Source organism: Novosphingobium sp. PY1, assembly GCF_017312445.1.
Taxonomy (GTDB): domain Bacteria; phylum Pseudomonadota; class Alphaproteobacteria; order Sphingomonadales; family Sphingomonadaceae; genus Novosphingobium.
The window spans coordinates 1-3,330 of sequence record NZ_BLTI01000011.1 but is presented as its reverse complement, the minus strand read 5'-3'; the positions used below and the strand labels follow the sequence as shown (position 1 = coordinate 3,330).

Below are 3,330 nucleotides of genomic sequence, written 5' to 3'. Positions count from 1 at the left end.
GATCCAGTAATGGGGAGCTGGCGACTGCACCGCCAGTATTTGCCCGTGGATCGTCGATTTTCACTCTTCATAACATGGTGCCGGTGGTGCCCCGTCTGCTCGGCCACTGACGGCCGATTACGAGCGGGGACAAACATGTTGGAGATCTACTTTTCTTCGTTGAAGACGCTGGAGCATCTGCGCAGCGGGCCGTGCGGACCATTTCTAGATGGCTTTGCCGGTTCGCTCGAACGGCGGGGCTATGGACCCGATACGGCGGTGCGCTATCTGCGAGCGGCAGCTCACGTTGGCCACGTCATGGCCGAGCGCGATGCCAGCGTAAGCGATATCGATTTAGCAGCGTTCGAACTGCATTTGAGGACGTGCCGATGCCCGCGCGCCAAGGGAGGACGCCGCAACCATCACACCATCTACGGTGCGAGGCTTTTTCGTCGGCACCTCGAGAAAATAGGTGTGTGCAAGCCCGCAGTTGCCGCGATGCGCCCTGCTGAACCGCAGTTGGTCGCCGACTTTAAAGCATGGCTCAGCAAGCATCGCGGTGTATCTGATGCGACCATCGGGCTATATGCGCGCAACGCGATCAGTTTCATGGCGGCACTTGGAGCGGAGCCGACACATTGGTGTCCCGCCGATATTCGCTGCTATTTCATGACGCGCGCGAGCACATGCGGGCGCGGCACCATCGAGAAGATGACCACGAGCCTGCGGGCGTTCTTGCGCTACCTCGCCACGCAAGGGTACTGCCGCGCCGGCCTCGACAATGCCGTTCCGGCCTATGCCCATTGGCAGCTTGCCGAGATGCCGCGATATCTATCGAGCGAACAGGTCAGTCGCTTGATTGCCGCCTGCGATGGAGACGCCGGCGCGCGCAGGCGTGATCGCGCCATTGTTCTGCTGTTGGCTCGCCTCGGACTGAGGGCCGGCGACGTGGCACAGCTCCGCCTCATCGATATCGAGTGGCAGGCGGGTTCGCTGCGGGTCACGGGTAAGTCGAGCCATGAAGTTCGCTTGCCGCTGCCCCAGGACGTCGGGGATGCGGTCGCAGCCTATCTCGAATGCCGACCGTCTTTCTGCCGAAGTGATCGCGTGTTCCTGAGCACGATCGCGCCCAGTCGCCCGTTCTTGAACGGTGACGCCGTTTCTTCAGTGGTCAGGCGCGTCATGAAGCGGGCTGGCCTCATGACACCGTTCAAGGGCGCGCACGTCCTACGCCACACCGCGGCAACAGAGATGCTGCGCCACGGGGTACCGCTCGACAAGATCGGCCTGGTCCTCCGACATAGTGGGATCGACACGACGGCCCACTACGCCAAAGCCGATGTCGCTCTTTTGAAGCAGGTGGCGCAGCCATGGCCGGAGGTGCTCTGATGTTGAAGACCATCGAGACCTATCTCGCACTGCGGCGTGCCACGGGCTTTGCGATGTCGAATGCCGAGTATCTGCTCAAAAGCTTCGCCGACTTCGCGGCTGAGCGCGGACAGGCGTATGTTCAAACGCAAACAGCCATCGATTGGGCCGCACTGGGACCGTCAATTGCACAGCGCGACGCTCGGCTGAAAGCTGTCTGCCGCTTCGCGCGCCATATCCGCATCGAAGACTTGCGGCACGAATTGCCCCCGGGCAATCACTTCGGTGCCCGCAAAAGGCACCGACCACCGCACATTTACTCGGGCACGGAGATCGCTCGCCTGATCGAAACCGCTGGCCAGCTTCGACCTCAAGGGAGCCTGCGCCCGCTGACTTACGCAACCTTAATAGCCCTACTCGCAGCCACAGGATTGCGTATCTCAGAAGCCCTTAAGCTCACGTTCGCCGACATATCGGGCGACGGTTTGCTGATCCGCGAGACCAAGTTCCGGAAGACCCGTCTTGTGCCTCTGCACGATACGGCGGCGGCAGGCTTGCAACGCTACCTGCAGCGCCGCGGCCCCGGCTCGGGAGATGATCCTGTGTTCGCCGATGCACATGGCCAGCCACTGCGCTACATCGCAGTCAAAGAGACCTTTGACAGGCTGGTCGGCAAAGCTGGCATCCGGCCATCGTCGGCGCGCCGCCCGCGGCTGCATGATCTGCGGCACACATTCGCGGTGCGGGCATTACAAGACAGTCCGACGGGTCGAAATCGGTGCGGTGCGCATATGGTCGCGCTCGCAACGTACATGGGGCACGTCAATATCTACGCCACCTATTGGTATCTGGAGGCAACCGCCGACCTCGTGCGCGACATCGCCATGGCCAGCGATGCGTTCATGTCTGAGGGGAAGCGAGCATGACACCCATCGCTCCCCTCATCGAAGCGTTCCTGCGCGAAACACTCGTCCATCAACGTGGCGCTAGCCGACACACCTGCGATTCTTACGCTCAGAGTTTCCAGCTCCTGTTCGAGTTCGCGGCTGAAAGGCTCAAGAACAGACCATCCAGGTTGATGCTGGAGCAGATCGATGCCGGCTTGGTCAGCGCCTTCCTCGAGCATCTTGAGGACCATCGTCATAACGCCGCCGTGACGCGAAACGTTCGCTTGGCGGCCATCAAGTCGTTCTTCCGCTTCCTCGAATACCGACAGCCGGCGGCCCTCGATCAGGTCCGTCGCGTGCTTGCGATCCCGTTCAAGAAGACCGAAACGCGTCTCGTTCCCTATCTACTACGCGAGGAACTGCAGGCGCTTCTCGACGCTCCAGACCCGGCAACGCGCGACGGCATCCGCGACCGAGCAATGTTGCATGTCGCCGTGTGTGCAGGGTTGCGCGTCTCCGAACTTACTGGCCTGACAATCGACAATATCGACATGGCGTCGATGAGCATACGCGTCGTCGGCAAGGGACGGCGGGAACGAGCGCTGCCGCTGTGGAAGCCGGCAGCCACCGCACTCCGCGCATGGCTCGCCATTCGTGGAAAGGTTGCGACGCCCGAAGTGTTCGTCAGTGCGCGCGGTGAAGCGTTGAGCCGATGGGGCTTCGCCTATCTACTCAAGCAGCACACCGCAGCCGCGGCACGGCAACAGCCAGGGCTCGCCAAAAAGCGTGTCTCGCCACATGTCCTCAGGCACACCTGCGCGATGATCATCCTGCAGGCGACCCAAGACATCCGGAAAGTATCGCTGTGGCTAGGCCATGCTACGATGACGACCACCGAAGTCTATACGCGCGGAGATCCAACCGAAAAGCTCGAAGCCATAGAAGCGGTCGTGCCGCCGCATCTGCGTCGTGGGACATTCCAACCAACCGACAAGCTGATGGCGCTGCTGAAGAGCACAACGTAATGGTGAGCGGGGCTGGCAGCGAAATGGGTCGACGAAGCCACCAGGTCGCTCCAGCTCCCCATTACTGGATC

General features: G+C 61.5%; 3 protein-coding genes. All 3 read left to right on the top strand.

What is annotated here, in order from left to right; translation table 11 throughout:
* Positions 1-135 precede the first annotated feature (135 nt).
* From J3474_RS17560 to J3474_RS17550, 3 genes are read left to right on the top strand one after another with little or no spacing between them, the layout of a single operon-like run.
* Positions 136-1,368 carry a tyrosine-type recombinase/integrase gene (locus J3474_RS17560; RefSeq protein WP_242528454.1) on the top strand — a complete coding sequence of 411 codons (1,233 nt, stop codon included), beginning with the start codon at positions 136-138 and terminating at the stop codon, positions 1,366-1,368.
* Positions 1,368-2,273, top strand: a complete 906-nt coding sequence (locus J3474_RS17555; RefSeq protein WP_207095035.1) for a tyrosine-type recombinase/integrase — start codon at positions 1,368-1,370, stop codon at positions 2,271-2,273. The genes J3474_RS17560 and J3474_RS17555 overlap by 1 nt, the downstream gene beginning before the upstream one ends.
* Complete coding sequence (locus J3474_RS17550; protein WP_207095034.1) at positions 2,270-3,259, top strand: tyrosine-type recombinase/integrase; 990 nt, start codon at positions 2,270-2,272, stop codon at positions 3,257-3,259. The genes J3474_RS17555 and J3474_RS17550 overlap by 4 nt, the downstream gene beginning before the upstream one ends.
* Positions 3,260-3,330 lie beyond the last annotated feature (71 nt).